The organism is Streptomyces sp. NPDC053427 (assembly GCF_044544985.1).
In the GTDB taxonomy this organism is placed as follows: Bacteria; Actinomycetota; Actinomycetes; order Streptomycetales; family Streptomycetaceae; genus Streptomyces.
Map to the genome: position 1 here is coordinate 1,002,011 of NZ_JBITYA010000001.1, position 15,675 is coordinate 1,017,685.

16 protein-coding genes and 1 pseudogene are annotated in these 15,675 nt (G+C 67.4%); 11 read left to right on the top strand and 6 right to left on the bottom strand.

Annotated elements, in window-relative coordinates:
- Window positions 1-64: 64 nt before the first annotated feature.
- The 3 genes from ACIGWZ_RS04055 to ACIGWZ_RS04065 form a co-directional block, all read right to left on the bottom strand.
- Window positions 65-916 carry a hypothetical protein gene (locus ACIGWZ_RS04055; protein WP_400060534.1) on the bottom strand — a complete coding sequence of 284 codons (852 nt, stop codon included), beginning with the start codon at window positions 914-916 and terminating at the stop codon, window positions 65-67.
- 9 nt (window positions 917-925) lie between these two features.
- Window positions 926-1,693 carry a TIGR04255 family protein gene (locus tag ACIGWZ_RS04060; protein ID WP_400060536.1) on the bottom strand — a complete coding sequence of 256 codons (768 nt, stop codon included), beginning with the start codon at window positions 1,691-1,693 and terminating at the stop codon, window positions 926-928.
- Window positions 1,694-1,835: 142 nt separating this feature from the next.
- On the bottom strand, window positions 1,836-2,441 hold the full coding sequence (locus ACIGWZ_RS04065) for a hypothetical protein (protein WP_400060538.1): 606 nt from the start codon (window positions 2,439-2,441) through the stop codon (window positions 1,836-1,838).
- A gap of 52 nt (window positions 2,442-2,493) precedes the next feature.
- Between ACIGWZ_RS04065 and ACIGWZ_RS04070 the strand changes: the two genes are divergently transcribed.
- From ACIGWZ_RS04070 to ACIGWZ_RS04090, 5 genes are all read left to right on the top strand, one after another.
- On the top strand, window positions 2,494-2,631 hold the full coding sequence (locus ACIGWZ_RS04070) for a hypothetical protein (protein WP_400060540.1): 138 nt from the start codon (window positions 2,494-2,496) through the stop codon (window positions 2,629-2,631).
- Between the two features lie 870 nt (window positions 2,632-3,501).
- The gene (locus ACIGWZ_RS04075) at window positions 3,502-4,203 is read left to right on the top strand and encodes a histone-like nucleoid-structuring protein Lsr2 (RefSeq protein WP_400060542.1); all 702 of its coding nucleotides are present in this window, start codon (window positions 3,502-3,504) and stop codon (window positions 4,201-4,203) included.
- A gap of 185 nt (window positions 4,204-4,388) precedes the next feature.
- The gene (locus ACIGWZ_RS04080; protein WP_400060544.1) at window positions 4,389-4,949 is read left to right on the top strand and encodes a cysteine hydrolase family protein; all 561 of its coding nucleotides are present in this window, start codon (window positions 4,389-4,391) and stop codon (window positions 4,947-4,949) included.
- A gap of 937 nt (window positions 4,950-5,886) precedes the next feature.
- The gene (locus ACIGWZ_RS04085) at window positions 5,887-6,468 is read left to right on the top strand and encodes a dihydrofolate reductase family protein (RefSeq protein ID WP_400060547.1); all 582 of its coding nucleotides are present in this window, start codon (window positions 5,887-5,889) and stop codon (window positions 6,466-6,468) included.
- A gap of 1,292 nt (window positions 6,469-7,760) precedes the next feature.
- Complete coding sequence (locus tag ACIGWZ_RS04090) at window positions 7,761-8,282, top strand: hypothetical protein (protein ID WP_400060549.1); 522 nt, start codon at window positions 7,761-7,763, stop codon at window positions 8,280-8,282.
- Window positions 8,283-9,140: 858 nt separating this feature from the next.
- Here the strand turns inward: ACIGWZ_RS04090 and ACIGWZ_RS04095 are convergent.
- A pseudogene (locus ACIGWZ_RS04095) lies at window positions 9,141-9,331 on the bottom strand (alpha/beta fold hydrolase); the annotation flags it as partial.
- Window positions 9,332-9,352: 21 nt separating this feature from the next.
- Here ACIGWZ_RS04095 and ACIGWZ_RS04100 point away from each other — a divergent pair.
- Together ACIGWZ_RS04100 and ACIGWZ_RS04105 are read left to right on the top strand one after the other, a co-directional pair.
- Entirely contained in the window at window positions 9,353-9,889 is a 537-nt protein-coding gene (locus ACIGWZ_RS04100) for an RNA polymerase sigma factor (protein ID WP_400060551.1), read from the top strand.
- Entirely contained in the window at window positions 9,886-10,347 is a 462-nt protein-coding gene (locus tag ACIGWZ_RS04105; protein ID WP_400060553.1) for a hypothetical protein, read from the top strand. The genes ACIGWZ_RS04100 and ACIGWZ_RS04105 overlap by 4 nt, the downstream gene beginning before the upstream one ends.
- On the opposite strand, the gene ACIGWZ_RS04110 is transcribed toward ACIGWZ_RS04105, so the two are convergent.
- Entirely contained in the window at window positions 10,341-11,258 is a 918-nt protein-coding gene (locus ACIGWZ_RS04110; protein ID WP_400060555.1) for an alpha/beta fold hydrolase, read from the bottom strand. The genes ACIGWZ_RS04105 and ACIGWZ_RS04110 overlap by 7 nt on opposite strands.
- A 425-nt stretch (window positions 11,259-11,683) precedes the next feature.
- Between ACIGWZ_RS04110 and ACIGWZ_RS04115 the strand changes: the two genes are divergently transcribed.
- Window positions 11,684-12,313 carry a DUF1524 domain-containing protein gene (locus tag ACIGWZ_RS04115; protein WP_400060557.1) on the top strand — a complete coding sequence of 210 codons (630 nt, stop codon included), beginning with the start codon at window positions 11,684-11,686 and terminating at the stop codon, window positions 12,311-12,313.
- Window positions 12,314-12,623: 310 nt separating this feature from the next.
- Here the strand turns inward: ACIGWZ_RS04115 and ACIGWZ_RS04120 are convergent, their stop codons facing one another.
- Entirely contained in the window at window positions 12,624-12,953 is a 330-nt protein-coding gene (locus ACIGWZ_RS04120) for a hypothetical protein (RefSeq protein ID WP_400060559.1), read from the bottom strand.
- Window positions 12,954-13,246: 293 nt separating this feature from the next.
- On the opposite strand from ACIGWZ_RS04120, the gene ACIGWZ_RS04125 reads away from it, so the two are divergent.
- The 3 genes from ACIGWZ_RS04125 (at window position 13,247) to ACIGWZ_RS04135 (ending at window position 15,675) form a co-directional block, all read left to right on the top strand.
- The gene (locus ACIGWZ_RS04125; protein WP_400060561.1) at window positions 13,247-13,612 is read left to right on the top strand and encodes a hypothetical protein; all 366 of its coding nucleotides are present in this window, start codon (window positions 13,247-13,249) and stop codon (window positions 13,610-13,612) included.
- Window positions 13,613-13,921: 309 nt separating this feature from the next.
- Window positions 13,922-14,923, top strand: a complete 1,002-nt coding sequence (locus ACIGWZ_RS04130; protein WP_400060563.1) for an NAD-dependent epimerase/dehydratase family protein — start codon at window positions 13,922-13,924, stop codon at window positions 14,921-14,923.
- 236 nt (window positions 14,924-15,159) lie between these two features.
- Window positions 15,160-15,675: a DinB family protein gene (locus ACIGWZ_RS04135; protein ID WP_400060564.1), complete on the top strand. Its 516-nt coding sequence runs from the start codon at window positions 15,160-15,162 to the stop codon at window positions 15,673-15,675.

Consider the following 15,675-nt stretch of genomic DNA (forward strand, 5'->3'; position numbering starts at 1 on the left):
GCGACATCGGTGAACAACCCGAGAAGGTGACACGCACTCGATACAGCAGCGTCTGAGTACGGTGCTAATCCTGGGCTGGTGGGGGCGGGGCAATGAGGTGTACCGGTGCTCGCTCGGCCTCGCGTTCTTCGGTTTCGGCGGCGGGGGGTGGTGTGGGGTGCAGGCCCTCGACCGGTTCCCATCGGGGTGTCGGGGTGGGGGAGGGGTAGAGGAGCGGCTTGGCGAGTTTGGAGAGTTGCCGGCGGCCTTCGGTGTTTTTGAGCATGCTGGTGCGCGGGGTGCCTGCCGCTTCGGCCTCGAGCCATTCGCGTGCCTCTGTGGTGCCGAGTGCGCTGATGAGCGAGGCGACGAAGGCGTGTGTTTCGAAGAGGTCCAGGGTGGGGCCGTCGTAGGGCTGGATGCCTTTTTTCCAGTTGTACAGAGATCTGCGGTAGCCGCCTGCCAGTTGTGCGGCCTCGGCCTCGCTCACCCCGAGCCATCCCGCGATGTCGTTGACCGCTTTGATGGCCCGTGTGGCACGGTCCTGTGGCACGGGGGCCTCTTCGGCGGCCTCTTCGGCCGGTGGAACGGCGGCGGTTGCCGGCGCATGAGGTGTGTGGGCAGGTACCTCCAGTGCAGGAAGAAGCGTTGTCTCTTCCTGCACCGTGGTGGTCCATGTGCAAAGCGGGCGCGGCGCCAGAAGCTGTGTCAGGCTTTCGCTTCTGGTGACGGTTCGCCGGCACAGATCCAGGTAGGCCATGAGCCAGCCGGAGGGAGCCTGAGCCTCCAGAACACTGGTGAGGTTGTGTGTCACTTGGGCCGCGGCATCTGCCGCCGGCTGCAGGCTGCCCGGTGCCGGACCTTCCGGCAGCCCTCTGTAGACCGGCGTCTGGTCGATCCCGGAGAATGCCTCAAGTGCCGCTGTGGCGTCTCCCATTGTTTCCCCCTAGGAGTAGAAGTCGCGCAGGGCCTCCGTGGTCCCTTTCTCGAAGGCGCGAAGTGCTGAGGTGTGCAGTTCCTCCGCTGTTTCCATGATCGAGGTGGATGCGAACGGACGTGCTCCCTGGTGTGAGCAGTCGTTGTCCAGGATGTACGTCAATCGGCCTGTGCTCTCGTCCTTCTGGAAGCCGTGCCGGACGACCAGGCTCTGTTCAGGAGTGGGCTGGAACTCCATCACTTGCATCGCTGCACTGATCGAGGGACCCACCGAGCTGTAGAGCTTTTCCTGGAAGATCTCCTCTCCGACGAAGCGCTTCCAGTCGAGCGGGGAGCGGACCTCGGGATGGGAAAGCTGATTGACGAACCGCAGGCCCACACGGTTTTCCACCCGAGGTGAGATGACCTTCTCCACGGCTCTCACCAGCCGGCCCAGCGTGGCGGAGAACTGATCCCATCCGGGGTAGTCCGTGGTCTCGATCGCGAAGTGATCGTTTTGCAGCGTGACCAGCCAGCCGCCGCTCTGCAGACGCCAGCCCCGGGCCAGAGGGTCGGAGCTGGGGCGCACGCTGACGTGCTGGTCGACCTGGACGTTTATCCCCTGAATGACATGTTCATTAAGAGGGACCTGCCAGCCGAGGGATTCCCGGATGCTGACGGCACGCTCGATGGAGCTGGCTGCATATTCCGTCTCGTGCCGGATCTGGCACACAACCAGCCCCACGGGCGGTCGCTTGAGAGGGCGGTCGTGCGGAGCGCCGGTAAGCCAGCCTGTCACATCTCCACCTCGCTCCCCGAAGCGAGCTCTCCCCTGGCTTGCAGCGGCAACTTTCACGAACTTGCACTCCTCACTGTCTCGCGGGGATCTACTTCCTGTCAACACAAAACCGGACTTTCGGTGACTCTTTGAAGACGGATAGCTACCCTTTGCTCAGGCTGCGGTGCGGCTTCCCCAGCACGGTCAGCTCCCGGTACTCCGTCACGGTGATCACATCCAGCCGCTGGAACTCAGGGCCTGCGATGATCAGCGTTTTCTCCGCGGAGGCCCTGAGGCGGTCCACCGTCTCCCGCCACCACCGCACGCACTCGCTGCTGGGGGCCTCCACGGCAGAAAGAAGAACGATCTTCGCGTGGGTCGGCTCGAGCCGGCTGTCGCAGTTGACGGCCCACTCCGCGATCTCGCGGTCAACGGTCTTCCACAGGGCTTTGTCGCTTCGGCGCAGGCTCTCCAGGGCGTCGTTCACGGGCTGCTGGACATGGTCGATGAACGCACTTCCCATCGCCGGCCGCCGCCTCAGCCAGGACAGGGCCTCGCCCACCACCTCCTGCTCGGTCTCGCTGCCGAAGGCCTGCACGGGGTGCTGCCGGGCCAGCCAGCTCTTCTCCACCGGCTGATCGAAGCGCAGGTCGGCCACCCAGAACCCGGGTGCGTGCAGGTGCAGTGCCGGGAGGTGGACGAAATGCACCATGTTCCCGTTGGAGATGTGGCCCCGCTGTCCGCCGTCCAGGTGCGCCAGGTCCACCACGGGTGCCACCTGGACAAACGGCTTCCTGGGCCTGAAGGCATCAGGTTCAGCGATGTCGCACGTCGCGGTAGTGATCATCGCCCAGGGTGCGGCATCGGCCGGGTCCACCATCATGGGCATGTCCGCCGACTGGGACCGGCCGTATCGTTTCGACGTCTGGACCAAGGGCGCACCCGGCGAGCCGAAGTAGACGAACGAGGGGCCCGGGACCACATCGCCCTGACGGAACTTCTCCAGCCCTTCGAGGACTCCCTGCGGCCACTCTTCACGAGCTGACGGCATGCCGTCTTCGACAAAGCTCGCCATGACACCCCCGATCGCACGCTGCTTCGTCAGGCGAAGTCAGGCTCCTGAGTCACAACCCCCGGTACTCCCGTAACCTGAGGAGTACGCAGAGTCACAATAAGGGATACAGTCGTATGGCGTAACCATTCCCGACAACTCCCATAGATCAACAAATGATGTGACTAACCGTCGTGACGCCTCGGCGCCGGTACGCACGCACGCCGAGCCCCCGCCGAAAGCGGGAAGGGCCGGCCTCCGCCCCGCAACGACGAACCAATCAAGAAGCGCAAGTCGGAGAAGAATCGGCGTACTTGTGCCGTGTCGGCGACCGCCCTGGCGAACCGTCATGTCCCGCACGTGCGCGGTGACGCCCGCGCCGCAGCCGGCAACACCGGGAACGCAAGGGCCAACAACGGCTGCAGAACGCTGCCCTCAGCACTGCTCGTGCGCCCCACACCGCGATGCGCCGTGGACACCGGCGAACTGCTGTTCGGGCGCATGCCAGAGAGTCGCAGCGGACGTCACGGGCACCTTCAGCTCACGCACCCTTACGACCCGGCCGACCGAGGGATGCTGTGCGCGGCGGCTCGTGCGCACGCGCCGCAGGCATCGGCCAGCCGCCACAGACGCTCGCCGCGCTCACAGGTCAGCACCAGCGCGATCGGGTCCGAGCAGCCACCCACCGGGCCCACCGCACCGGCACCGCCGACCCCGCGGCCCCCAGCCGCAGCGGCAATGATGTTGGACTTGACGACCCGGCCCACCTGGACGAGTGATGAACGACCTGGAACAGCTCAAACGCCTATGCCCCCGACCCGCCAGCCGTTCGGGCCAAGCCCCGCCCGCATGGGACTCAGTAGAACAAGGGCTGGGCACCAGGCTCCCGGACGACTACAAGAGACTCTTCGAGGAATACGGACCGGGTAGTTTCTACGATTTCTTGTCCCTCTACCAACCCCAGGCATACCTCGAGACGATCGATATAGAGGTGCAGACGCCAAAAATCATCGCCTCACTCGAAAAGCGACGCGAGTGGACCGGCTACAGTCTTCCGTATCCCATCGCCTCGCTTCAGCCAGTCGCAGTAACTGGCAACGGCGAATACGTCTTCTGGGTGGCCGAACCTGAAATCAATCCAAACCTGTGGAAAATTGCAATAAACGAGGCCAGTGGGGACGACTGGTTCGCATTTGATGGCACCATCACCGCATTCCTGAGAAAGCTCTGCGAGGGAGCCCTCGACGTGCCGTTGTTCCCTGACTCGCTTCTCGAAAGCCCGCCGTCTTTCCATCCGGCCAGTTACACCCCTGAAGACCGGCGACGGGCTCACGCGATCAACACTGCCCCAGCCACCGGACCGATAAATTCGGAGGACATCCGTGAATGGGCCCGGCGTCAGGGCTACGACGTAGCACCACGCGGACGGATTCCCGGTGCCGTCCTCGACGCATACGAGCAGGCGCACCGCGCTGAATGAGGCGCTTCACCAGGCGAATTCTTCGTGTTGTAGTGCGGCCTCGCGTCAGTCGGCAGCGGGCTGAAGCCGGGGCTCGCTGTCGAGGCCGAAGCCGTGCGCTTTGGTGGTCAGGTCACAGTGACCACTCATGCCACGTGAGAATGGAGCGAGCCGAACACCGAACCCGACTTCGTTCTGGGAGAGACATGAGTAGCGCGCTCCTCGTGATGGACGTTCAACGAGCCATCGTGGACATCGCCGACGACGGCTCCGGATACCTGCCACGCCTGCGCAGAGCGATCGACGGGGCCCGGGTGGCGAACATCCCCGTCATGTACGTGGTCATCGCCTTACGTCCCGGCTTCCCGGAAGTCGGCACGCGCAACAGGCCTCTCGCTGCCATCGCACAGGCCGGCCTCTTCGTAGAGGGCGCGCCAGGCACCGAGATCCACCCCGAGGTCGCGCCCCGGCCGGGCGACGTGGTGGTCACCAAGAGACGGGCGAGTGCGTTCTCGGGCAGCGACCTCGATGTGGTGCTCAGGGCACGCGGTATCGACAGCCTCGTGCTCACCGGCATCGCCACCAGCGCTGTGGTGCTGTCCACCCTGTGCCAGGCCAACGACCTGGACTTCGGCCTCACCGTCCTGTCCGACGGCTGTCTGGACACCGACCCGGAGTTGCACCAGGTCCTTATCGAGCGGCTGTTCCCGCAGTGGGCGGGTGTCCTGACCGTCGACGACTGGCTCATGACGATCGCACCTCAATAGCGACAGACCACGGTGACATGGGCGGTCGACGGCGACATGGGTGGTCGGTGCCGACGGGTACACACCATGTACGCGGATCCAGGGATCGGGCATGCGCGAGCAGGCCCGGTTCGCTGACGTGTCCTTCGGAGATCTTCATGACCGGGCAGACGCCGCGCGAGCCCGGCGAAGCTCGCCGCGATCGCGGAAGTCGCCCGGATGTGTGCAGAGACAAGTCGGGAGCGTCCGATGGAAAGAACGGCGGGCTTCGGCCGGCGGATGCGGTGGGCCGACGAAGACAGCGGCGGAGTCCAGGACCGGACACGAGCGGACCAAGTTCCACCTGCGGATCGACGCCGACCACGACGGCTGCAACATGCACTCCGAGGTCCTTGTCTCCGAGGCGGACAAGAACCCGCAGCAGGGCTCGGGGTGCCGCCCGCCCGGCGGCACCTGGCAGCTCCGCCCACGCCACGCACTCTGCGTCGCGAGCACGGCCACGACAAGCCGACGCTCTCACAGGACGCCAGCGCCCGCGCCGAGCAAGTCTGGGCGAACAATCGAAGCCACGACTGCGCCCCCACGCCTCCGAAACAAAGGCCATAGCTAACGACTGACAACGAATCATTCCCCAATGGGCCCGGGAACATGGCCGGGAATACGGGCCGCGGGTGACGTGCGCGTGGCCGCTCGCTGCGATACTGCAGAGCCCAGCTCCCCGGCCTCCCAGAGGGCCTGAGGAACAGTCAAGGCCTGTGGATCGGCGTGCCACGCTCTTGTTCCCCGCCGTGTCGCTGGCCACGTTGGCCTTCGCCACCGTCCTGGCCGCAGGCAGGCCGTGGGCAGCCCTTGGGCCGTATCCGGGGCGCCGGACTCCAGGAGTCCAACGGCGATGAGTTTCGCCGTGGTTCCCAGTCTGTCTCGTTGCACCCGATCAACCGCACTCGAGGAGAGCATCGTGACCGTTACCTATACCTTCGACGTCTTTTCCAGCCTCGACGGCTTCGGCGGCGTCACCAACGACAGCTGGGGTGGCTACTGGGGCAAGCAGGGCCCCGAGCTGCTCGAGCACCGCCTCGCCTTGTACGGCGAGGAGCAGCGGATGGTCTTCGGGGCCACCACGTATCGGGCGTTCGCGCAGATGCTGGCCGAAAGCACCGAGGAGTCCGGGGTGCGTGACCCCTGGGTCACCCGGATGAGGAGCATGCCGGCAACGGTGGTGTCGAGCACGCTGCACGGGCCGCTGGACTGGCCGGACGCGACCGTCGTGCGCGGCGATGCCGTCGACGCCGTCGCCCGGCTCAAGCGCGAGTCCGCGGTGCCGTTGCGCTCGCACGGCAGCCTGTCGTTGAACCGGGCGCTGATGGCCGCCGGTCTGGTCGACCGCGTCCAGGTGACGCTCTTCCCGGTGATCACCGGTCGGACCGGAGATGCCCCGATCTTCCAGGGTGCGGCCGATTTCGACCTCGAACTGCTCCAGAGCCGAACGCTCGACGGCCACATCCAAGAACTCATCTACCGGCCCACGCTGCACGTCTGAGCCCATCCATGCACCCATGCACCCATGCACCCATGCACCCATGCACCCCGTCAAACAGTCGAACCCGACCCGGCTCGGACGTTCTTCAGGTGTTGGCGTACGAGCCGAAGTGCAGAGCCGCGTGCTGCGCATGTGGACCGAGGGTGCATCACCCCGGATTTGGGGGGCGACAGGTCTCACGCAAATCCACAACTGGACATCGTCGGGACGAAAGGTGACTACCTTTTCGTACTTGCGGGGATAATTGCCCGACGGCCGCTACGCAGCAATCCGATTCATTGGAGAGGGAATCGGCGGGAGTCGAAAGTGCAGTCGATGGAATACGGTTTCTGGCGCTGACACCCAAAAGACCGGGTGGGGATCTTTCGATTACAGCAGGGGATCAACAAGGCCGGGGTCGAGGTTGCCACATTCAAGGGTAAGCGCATGATGTCCCACTGCATTGACGTGAGCGGGAGATGGCGGCGCACGCATCGAACGCGCTGCTTCACAGGCTTAGCCGAGCCCTCACGCCACACAGGGGCCAGTTCCCGCGCGGGAAGCCGGAACACTGCAGCTCAGCGCCGAGTCGGCCGCTTTGGTTGCGCAAGGGTTGGCGTGGAGCGGGGCGCCTCTGCGCAGCCTCTGCCGCATCCGCAGACATCGGCCCCAACGGCGCCGGCGACGAAACGAGCCTCGGCGCCCTGGTCGGACTCGGCATCTGAAGGGCCTCTGGCCGCCCCGGGCGGGCCAAGCCGGCTCGCCCACCCTGGCCGCCTCGCCGAAGCGGCCAGACCGACGGCGCCGAGTGCGTGAGGTGGGCCGGCCCTCACCATGAAGGCGAGCCAATGGGCACCGCATGCGCCACCGTGCAGGTGCAATGTCTGGCCCCTGGAGGGCAGCTGTACGACGCGGGTGCTGTCCTCACACGCGTTCTCTCCCCGCCTCCCGCTCGGGGGTCGTGGAGGCGGGGAGAACGCACCGGAGATGTTGTGCGTATGGCCAGCTTTGCCACAGGTGGTGGCGCTCGGCATCTTCGCGCGCTGCCCTTGTGGAGCATTCGGGTGTTGGGTGGGGTGGCTGGGTGGAGGCGGGTGCGCGGGATGAGGCCGGTAGGACTGGCTTCGCCGCCCCCTGCACCGGTCAAGTCTGCAAAGCTGTCATGGTCAACTACTGCTGCGGCAAGGGGGAACGTTGTGGTGAGGCGTATGAGGTGGGTGGCTGTCGTAGCCATAGTGACGGCGACGGCAACCGGATGCGGTGGCAGTACCGACTCAGGTACGGCGCATGCAGACCCGAAACCGAAGCGAACCGTGCCGGCGTACCACCGGCTGGTCATGCCGGACTCCCTCGCGCACGGCCACTACCGACGTGACCACGACGCAGCCGACCCGGACGAGACGCTGGCCGAGCTCATGGCGGGCCAGGTCGAGCATCCGACAGCCGCCTTCGGTGCGTACAAGTCCGTGAACAAAGACTCGCAAGCGCTGGTCCTGACGGTCACTGGCGTCTACGGCACCGTCCTCAGCCCAGTGACGGCGCGCGATGAACTCCTTCGGATCCTGGACCACCGCGACAACGAGCCGCGCCCCTTGACCGGCCCCCGCACGATCACCCCGCCCGGCTCCCAGGAACCGCTGCAGTGCCGTGTGACCGTTCGGAGGAGCCCATACGCGGACTTCGACATGAGGGAAGCGGCGTGCACTTGGGCGGACGCCTCGACTGTGGTGACGGTGTCGGAAGCCCTGCGCTCGAAGGTCCGCCCCGAAGACGTGGACCTGGACGCCTTCGCCGGCGAGGTGAACAGGATCCGCAACGACGTACGGGCAAACTGAGGCGCTGGGCAACGATCCCCGGGCGGGCATCGGCCGCCCGGACGGTGCTCAAGCAGCCGACCTGGGCGCCGGATGGCGAAGAGGCCCGGCACCGGCCCTGGCCATGGTGCCCGGCGACCGGCTGCCGATCCGCGCCGACGTCCATCCGCAGCGTCCACTCCGGCGGATCGGGAGTAGCGCGAAGCCTCACCCAGGTCGCACGGTTTCCCGCTCGACCGATCCGCCATCCGCGTGCCGGGACGTCAACCATTCATGTGAGGCCGCCGGGCAAAGTTGATCATGGTCTTCACGGCCGATGGCCGCACGATCCTGTCAGCGCACCGGTTCCGGGTCGAAGACGGCCCCCTGGGCGAAGCCCCTACTGTTCGCGGCCTCACCCGTCCCTGAACATCGAACGACGGGTCATCACCCCAGGGGGCTCGGCAGTGGGGAGCCCAGCTCCGTGCTGGGCCTGGTGATCATAGGCTTTGGGCATGGGAATCGGACTCGCGATTGCGTACATAGCTGTTGGTCTCATCGTGCTTGTCGATTGCGGGGGTTTCATCCGGCGCAGGTGTGCACGAGTACAGCGGAAGGCGGCCGACCGGCATCGCGAAATGCTGTGGCGAAACGGCCGTATGGAGACGCCGTACGTGCCGATGCTCAACGCCCGGCCAGGCTGCCTCCGCGCCATGGGAGCCCCGGTCGTAGTCCTGGGCTGCCTGCTGCTCATGTGGAAACTGGTGTAGATCGGAGTCGGGCGTAGCGGCCATTGGCTTCGGGCACCTCGCGGTAGAGGACGGCGCGGGAGACACCGAGGGTCCTGGTGATCGTCTGTTGGGCGTCGGCGAGAAGTTCTGAATGCGAAGCCGGCGGTCAAGGGCCCGGCGAGCGGTTGGAGTCCAACAGATCCGGGGCAATCACCCGGTAGCGGCCGCGAGCCTTGGTACCGCCTCGCGGGAGATGCGCGAGCTGGTGGGGAAGCCGTGCAGGAGCAGCGGCGCGGGCGCATCCACCGGGCCCGCCTCCCGGTAGAAGATCTCGTGGCCCGGCGATGGGGGATGAATCACGGCGCAGTAGTTTGTACGTCGATGAATGACGATGGCAGACCCTGGGACGTGGCCGCTCCTCTCGTGCGGGCCGCCCGGAGCGGCGACGCGCTCGCCATGGACGACCTGCTCGAACTCGTCACGCCGTACGTCACCCGGCTCTGCGCCCCCATCGCCCCGGCCGACACCGCCGACGCCGTGCAGGAGTCGCTGCTCGCCGTCTTCCGGGGGCTGCGCGGACTGCGGGACCCGATGGCGTTCTACGGATGGGTGCGGGCGGTCACCGTGCGGGAGGCCGTCCGGGTGGCCCGCCGGTCCGCGCGGGAGACTCCCGCCGAGCCGGCCGAGATCGCCAGGCTGCGCGACGCGCTGCCGGCGATCGACCGGTCGGAAATCGCTGCCGAAATTCGGGACCTGCTGGCAAGGCTGCCCGTTCAGCAGCGGGCCGTGCTGGTGCTGCGCGAGCTCGAGGGCCTCGACGAACGGACCACGGCCGGGCTGCTCGACATACCCGAGGGCACCGTGAAGTCACGACTGAGCAGGGCCCGTTCCTCCTTCCGGAAGGCGTGGACACGGTGAACGGCACCTCCGACCCGGTGGCCCGGCTGCGGGTCGTGGCCGCGGGGCTGCGCGCCCCGCTGTATGCCGAACGACGCATCGGGCTGCCCTTCGAACAGGTGTGGGCGGTGGTCGCCGACCTGGAGGGCGAGCTGCCTCATCTCCTCTCGTTCGTACGGGAGTTCCGCGTCCCCGCGGGGGACAGCGCGCACAAGTCGGCGCGAGCGGTGGATGCGATCGGGTTCCGCGGGACCTTCGACGTGCGGCTCGCCCCCGGCTGGTGTCTGATGCAGTCCCGTCTGGTGACCATGGGCATGGCGGCCGTGCCGGACGGTGACAGCACCCGGCTCGCGGTGTGCGGTGCGATGCGGCCCGCCGCCCTCGGCCCCGTGCAGCGGCTCTACCGGCGGCTGCTCGGGGAACGGCGGGCCCGTGCCTTCTTCCGGGAGGTGGAGCGGCGGGCCGCGCTCCGTCAGTAGGCGCTGCCCCCGGCCGGATCCGCCACCGGCGCTCCCTGGCACAGCTCACGAATCGACCTGGCCACCAACTCCGGTTGTTCTTGAGGGAGTTGGTGCCCCGCACCCGGTACGATCCGTACCGTCAGATTGTCGGCGTACGGGTCGCCCGCGAGCAGTGCCGGAGGGAACACCGGGTCGAGCTCGCCGCCCAGGACCAGCGTCGGCACGGCCAGCCTGCGACGGCGGTGGGTGCCGCGCAGGCCGGCCGGGATGTCGCGCACCACATACTGCCAGAACAGCGACTGGCCGGCGTGGGCTGAGGCCCGGGTCGCCTCGGCGTACTCGGTCAGCTCGGCCTGAGTCCACAGCCCTGGCCCGGCCGGACCGCGCCGCAGCAGATACCGGGTGAAGGCCGGCCAGTGGCGCAGCACCAGGCGGCCGAGGACCGGGTATTCGATGAGCGCCGTGAACCACATCCGCCACAGGTTGGGCAGGACGGCGCGGTGGGGCGTCCAGGGGTGAGCCATGTTCAGGGCGAGGAAGGCACGGAAGCGCTCCGGCGCCTGCTGGCAGAGCCGGAAGCCCACCCCCGCACCCCAGTTGTGGGCGGCCAGCGTCACCCGGTCCAGGCCCAGCGCGTCCAGCACGGCGAGCACATCGGCACCGAGCGCATCAGTGTCGTAACCCCGCCGGGTCTCCTGCGACCAGCCGAATCCGCGCAGATCCAAGCAGATGACCCGGTACGAACCAGCAAGGAGCGGGATCACCTTGTGCCAGGCGTACCAGTGCTGCGGGAAGCCGTGCAGCAGGACCACGGGCTCGCCCCGGCCGGCCTCGGCGATGTGGAAGCGGGCGCCGCGCACGGTGAGGTAGCGGTGCTCGACTCCGTCGAGAGGGGGCATCGCGCGCTCGCTGGGCAACGTGGTGTTCATGAAGTTCCCTTCGCCGGACGTCCGGACGGACGGTGCTGCGTTTGTCCTGCCAGGAGGCGGCCGGTCCGGCGAAGGTTCCAATGGACTTTCGGAGTCGATTGCTCAGATGTCGGTTGCTCCGGCAGCGGCTGACCGACCCCGGCCGGCGGTGTGTGCTTCGCAAGGCATCCGTCCGCGCCCGTCCGGCTGCGGGTCCGCGGCGTGGTGCCCTGCGGCCATCGTCCTCTCCGGCCGTGTTGGCGGGCACGCTTTCGGACCGACCCGGTTCGACGGCACAGCGACTGGGTTCGCTGTCAAAGGACACCAATGCGTAGGCAATGAGTGGGGAATGGAGTTGTCATGTTCAGTCAACGCGCGTAGCGCCGGGGACGGGCCCGCGCTTTGCTGAGGTGTCTCTCCAACCCCCCACATTTACGGAGACCTTCATGCGCCGTGCTGTCCTCGGCTCCGCTGCCGCTCTCGCCTTCGTCGGCCTCACCGCGGCTCCCGCGCTCGCCGAACCGCCCGCTCCGCCCAGTCAGTCGACTGCCCGTGCCGAACTCGCCGCCCTCACCGTCGCCACCCCGCACTCCATGGACGGCTACGCCCGCGACAAGTTCGACATATGGGCCAAGCAACCCGACGGCTGCACCACCCGCCAGGACGTCCTGGCCCGCGACGGCAAAGACGTCGTCGACGGGTCCGGCACGTGCCAGCCGGCAAGCGGAAAGTGGTACTCCGTCTACGACGACACCACCGTCACCACCGTCGCCCAGGCCACCATCGACCACATGGTCCCCCTTGCCGAAGCCTGGCGCTCCGGTGCCGACACCTGGACCGCGGACCAGCGCAAAGCCTTCGGCAACGACCTCAAGGACGCCCAGCTCGTCGTCGCCTCCGAGTCCTCCAACAGCTCCAAGAGCGACAGCGGCCCGGCCGACTGGAAGCCGACCAACCACGCCTTCTGGTGCACCTACGCCGAGGACTACACCCACGTGAAGTCCGTCTTCAAACTCACCACCACCAACAGCGAGAAGACAGCCCTCGCCTCCATGCTCGACACCTGCACCAACTGACCCGCACGGATGGCGCCTGCGCGTTGTGGTCGTCATGCGCGAGACACACGCACTGCAGTCCCCGGCCGGCTACCCCGTCCGGCCGGGGACTGGTGCCTTCGGCGTCGGACGGCGCGAGCCGGTGCCGTTCATGCCGGCCGTGTCCGCTCGCCCAAGCTTGCGGTCTTGCGTCCGGGTTTGGTGTCCCACTCCGAACCCCCGCGCATTGGGCCGGTAATGACTGGTGTCCTGCTGCCGGAAGTGAACGTGAGTGTCGGTGTGGCGCTGCCGTGCACGGGCAGGGCCCTTGCCACCGGCAAAGCCCGCGCTGTCAGCGGTCCAGTGACCACGAGAGCCACACCAGCAGGGAGATCGGGACAACGAGGGTCACTGTGCCCAGCGCGATTCCGGCCTGTGCCCGACGGCGGCTGGCTCCCCTACTGCCCCGCATTCTGTACAGCGTGCCGACTCCGAAGACGATGGCGCAGATCCCGAGGGGCACGGTGAGGTACAGGGGGATGCCGCGGATTAGCGGTGGCAGGAAGAAGAGAAAAAATGGGCTCCCGTACATGGCGACAGCGGCCGCACCCAGTGCCAGCGAAACCATGCCCGTCTCCTCGTGCATGACCTGGGCTTCCTGGGGGTGCTCATCGAGTTCCATGCCCCGAGGCTAGGTGGCACAAAGCCGACGCTGCATGGGCGTGATGACTCATATCGGCGTAGGTACCGCAGCCTTGCGGCTTCTTCCGCTTCTCGGTCGGCTGGGGCGCGGAAAGAATGCTCTCGGATCGCCGACATCCACGAGGTCCTGACCGGCCTTGCGCAGGAGCCCACTGCCGCATCCGGGTCGCGGACGAACAGGACGACGATGACCCAGGTGCCGTGCCGTGCCGTGCCCGGCGGCTTCCTCTACCTTCTCCGTGACGTCCTCAATGAGGAAGAACGGGCATACCAATGGGTCTTTACGTGTCGATCAGAGGATGGCTGGAGTGCGACGCGACACAACTCGTCTCCGTCCAAGAGATCATCTCGTCCCCTGCAGAGGATCACTACTCCAACGGATGGAGCACACCTCGGCAGCATGTCAACTGGACCCACTACATCTTCTATGGCGCCGACATCCGCGAGTCGGCCCTGGACTGGTTCATGAACCAGATCAGACAGATCGCCCGGATCCCGGCTCCTGACGACGACGGAGACCTCATCCGGGGCCTGTTCCTTGCCAGCCACGAAGTCGACGGGACGGCTGAGTGGCAGGTCCGCGAGGGTCAGCTCTTCATCGCCGCTGCCGACGCCAGACACCAGTATCTCGACGGATAGGCCCACCCGTTCCGAGGGTTCCCCTGCCCGACTCCACCGTTACGGGTCTCCCTCCCACGCAAACGCGCCGCCGTCACCGCCTTGAGCACCAAGGTCCTCGACCGGTCAGAGCCTGACTGGAGCGTCAACTGAGTGGCTGCGCAGGTCTCAACCGAGAGCGCTTCAAGTGGCCAGTTGTGCATCTCGGTTGGCCCATGAGTGTGACGGGAGCCGCCGGCCGGGCAGGCCGATCCGGTGTTCCCCGGCGGATCGCTATGCCCTCGGCGAAGCAGGGGCGCAGGGCCTCGCGGTCCGTGTTTGAGTGATCCGATGGACATCTTGGTGTTGGGCGGAACGGCGTGGGTGGGCCGCGAAGTCTCGCGGCAGGCACTGGAGCGCGGGCATCGGGTGACCTGCCTGGCCCGCGGGGTGAGTGGCGAAGTGGCCGAGGGCGTGGTGCTGGTCGCGGCGGACAGACGTGACCCGTCGGCGTACGAAGGCGTGGCGGGCCGGGACTGGGACGCCGTGGTCGAGGTCTCGTGGCAGCCGGGCTTCGTCCGCGGGGCACTGGCGGCGCTCGGCGCGAGGGCGAGCCATTGGTCGTACGTGTCTTCCATCAGCGCGTATGCCTCGCACGCGCAGCCGGACGCGGACGAGTCGGCGCGGTTGCTTCCGACGGCCGAGCGGGACGAGGTCGACCGCGAGGAGTATGGGGAGGCCAAGGTGGCCTGTGAGGAGGCTGCGGCGGCTGCGGTGGGCGACCGGCTCCTCGTCGCGCGAGCCGGACTGATCGGCGGCCCCGGTGACCACAGCGGCCGCACCGGGTACTGGGTCGGCCGCGCGGCGCGCGAGCCGCTGGCGCCCCTGCTGGTACCCGCATCGCCCGACGTCGCGACGCAGGCCGTGGACGCGCGGGACCTCGCGGCGTGGTTGCTCGACTGTGCGGAGAAGGGGACGACCGGAACGTACGACGCGGTCGGCCCGATCGTGCCGTTCGACGAGTGGGTCGCGCTGTCACGGGAGATCGGCGGGCACACCGGGCCGCTGGTGAAGGCCGACGCCGACTGGCTGCTCGGGCAGCGGGTGGGGCAGTTCATGGGCCCGGAGTCGCTCGCGATGTGGATGGCCGACCCGGAGTGGGTCGGCTTCAGCGCCCGCAACGGATCCGCGGCCGGCGCGGCGGGCCTTCGGCATCGGCCCCGAGCGGAGCTGCTGGCGGACACCCTGCGCTGGGAGCGGGAGCAGGGTCTGGACCGGCCCCGCCGGGCCGGCCTCAGCGGCGAGCGCGAGCGAGAACTGCTGGCGGCATGGAGCAGGGCGGTACGGGAGTAGCCGCGCGACCACGAGGTGGCTGCTGCCCTGGCCGAGTGCCGGTTGTATCCGAAACGACCAGGGCGCGTGCTGCCGCATCCGGTGATGGCCTGTGAGTGCTGCGATCTTCTGGTCACGCGAGACTGCCTGGAGGATGTGCTGTCGAGGCTTCCCCGCGGCGCTCGGGCAGACCAATCCCGGAAGAGCCCGCAAATCCAGGTGACCCTCTCCAGGCCGCCCCGGTAGCGTGTGCCGGCATGACATCGGAACTGCAACGCCCCCCGCTCCAAGCGGACGAACGCACCGCGCTCATCGGCTGGTTGGACCTGCAGCGGCAGATCCTGCGCTGGAAATGCGAGGGGCTGAGCGACGAGGACGCGCACCGCCCGGTCATCCCGACCTCACCGCTCATGACGATGGCCGGTCTCATCTCGCACATGCGCTGGACCGAGCACATGTGGCTGGAAGTGCTGTTCCTCGGTGGTGACGAGAAGCAGAACCCGTCGTTCGACGAGTCGAGCGAGGACGCCGACTGGCACACCGACGGCCGCCCCCTCGCCGAACTCCTGGCGGAGTACGGGGCCCAGTGCGCCCGCAGCAACGAGATCGTCGCCGCGGCCTCCCTGGACGACGTCGGCCGCCACCCCCACTTCCGCTCCGGCAGCGCCAACCTCCGCTGGATGCTGATCCACCTCGTCGAGGAGACGGGGCGGCACGCGGGGCATGCGGACATCGTCCGGGAGCTGCTCGACGGCACGAAGGGCTATTACTAG

Bases quoted from the DNA above. Each gene is read 5' to 3' on its own strand.
- ACIGWZ_RS04055 (WP_400060534.1), bottom strand. From the start codon at position 916: ATGGGAGACGCCACAGCGGCACTTGAGGCATTCTCCGGGATCGACCAG.
- ACIGWZ_RS04070 (WP_400060540.1), top strand. From the start codon at position 2,494: ATGTCGCACGTCGCGGTAGTGATCATCGCCCAGGGTGCGGCATCGGCC.
- ACIGWZ_RS04075 (WP_400060542.1), top strand. From the start codon at position 3,502: ATGAACGACCTGGAACAGCTCAAACGCCTATGCCCCCGACCCGCCAGC.
- ACIGWZ_RS04080 (WP_400060544.1), top strand. From the start codon at position 4,389: ATGAGTAGCGCGCTCCTCGTGATGGACGTTCAACGAGCCATCGTGGAC.
- ACIGWZ_RS04100 (WP_400060551.1), top strand. From the start codon at position 9,353: ATGAATGACGATGGCAGACCCTGGGACGTGGCCGCTCCTCTCGTGCGG.
- ACIGWZ_RS04110 (WP_400060555.1), bottom strand. From the start codon at position 11,258: ATGAACACCACGTTGCCCAGCGAGCGCGCGATGCCCCCTCTCGACGGA.
- ACIGWZ_RS04115 (WP_400060557.1), top strand. From the start codon at position 11,684: ATGCGCCGTGCTGTCCTCGGCTCCGCTGCCGCTCTCGCCTTCGTCGGC.
- ACIGWZ_RS04120 (WP_400060559.1), bottom strand. From the start codon at position 12,953: ATGGAACTCGATGAGCACCCCCAGGAAGCCCAGGTCATGCACGAGGAG.
- ACIGWZ_RS04125 (WP_400060561.1), top strand. From the start codon at position 13,247: ATGGGTCTTTACGTGTCGATCAGAGGATGGCTGGAGTGCGACGCGACA.
- ACIGWZ_RS04130 (WP_400060563.1), top strand. From the start codon at position 13,922: ATGGACATCTTGGTGTTGGGCGGAACGGCGTGGGTGGGCCGCGAAGTC.
- ACIGWZ_RS04135 (WP_400060564.1), top strand. From the start codon at position 15,160: ATGACATCGGAACTGCAACGCCCCCCGCTCCAAGCGGACGAACGCACC.